The organism is Parafrankia soli (genome assembly GCF_001854695.1).
GTDB classification, from domain to species: Bacteria; Actinomycetota; Actinomycetes; order Frankiales; family Frankiaceae; genus Parafrankia; species Parafrankia soli.
Window position 1 is genome coordinate 1 of the sequence record NZ_MAXA01000177.1, and the last position, 1,281, is coordinate 1,281.

The window sequence follows — 1,281 nt, forward strand, 5'->3', positions numbered from 1 at the left end:
CGGCCACCCGCCCCGCAGGCGGGGTCTTACGGTCGGCTCCACGGGCGTTCGGCGCATACGCGCCCGGGTCTCCGGCCACTCCGGCACCCGTTGCGAGACGTCTCAGGTTCAGCGAGGCGTTGTAGTCGCGGTCGATCACCAGAGCGCAGTCCTGGCAGACGAACGCGCGGTCCGACAGCGTGAGGCTTGGGTTTCGCCATCCGCAGCCGGAACAGGTCTTGCTCGACGGGTACCAGCGGTCCGCGACGATCAGCCGCGAGCCATACCACGTCGTCTTGTAGGTGAGCTGTCGCCGGACTTCGGCCATGCCGGTGTCCGACACGCCACGGGCCAGCCGGCGGTTGCGGACCATCCCGGCGACGTGGAGATCCTCGACCACCACCACGTCGTGGGACGTCGCCAGGCGGGTGGTCAGCTTGTGCAGGCCGTCGCGGCGCCGGCCGGCGACCCGGGCGTGGATGCACGCCAGCCACGCGGCCCTCTTGCGGCGCCCGACGCTGCCCGGCTTCGACCGGGCGTAGGCGCGCGACGCGCGGCGCAGCCGGCCCAGCGCGGCGTCAAGGTGCTTCGGGTTGGGCACCCTCTCGCCCGTCGACAGGACGGCGAGGCACTTCACCCCGAGGTCCACCCCGACGGTCCCACCCTTGCGCTGCCGCCGCGACGGGGCGTCGGGCAGGTCGCGGGCGACCTGCACCGTGAACGACACGAACCAGCGGCCGGCGGTCCGCGAGACCGTGGCGCCCATCAGCCGTGCGGTGYCGGCGTCGAGCCGGCCGGTCAGCGCGCCCATGGGTTCGTGAACCTTCACCCGGCCGATCCGGGGCAGCTTCACGTGCCGGTCGCCGTCCGGGCCGTAGGCGCCGGTGGTGTACCGGAACGAGTCGCGGGCCTTCCCGCGCTTCTTGAACCGGGGGAAACCGACATGCTTCCCCTTCCGTTTCCCCGTGCGGGAATCAGTGAAGTTCTTCAACCCACGGGCGAGCTGGTCGAGCCCGGCCGAGTACGTCTCCTTGGAGCACTCCGGCCACCACGAGGCGACCTCGCCCTTGGCGTCGTTCCACTGCCTGCGCAGCGTCGGCATCGTCCAGGGGACCGGTGTCCGCTCGGCCTCGGGCACGCCGTAGGTGGCCTCGGCCGCGCGCTGGTCCATCGCGGCCTTCACCCGGGCCAGGCCCCAGTTGAACGCGAACCGCGCCGCGCCCGCGTGCCGACCCAACGCGACGAGCTGCGCCGGGGTCGGGCCGAGGGCGTACCGGTACGCCTGCAGGACCATGCTCACCC

At 72.6% G+C, this 1,281-nt stretch carries 1 protein-coding gene; it reads right to left on the bottom strand.

Annotated elements, in window-relative coordinates; all coding sequences use genetic code 11:
* A partial coding sequence (tnpB, locus tag BBK14_RS14540; protein WP_071062862.1) for an IS607 family element RNA-guided endonuclease TnpB occupies positions 1-1,273 on the bottom strand: 1,273 nt, incomplete at its 3' end.
* Positions 1,274-1,281: the final 8 nt, after the last annotated feature.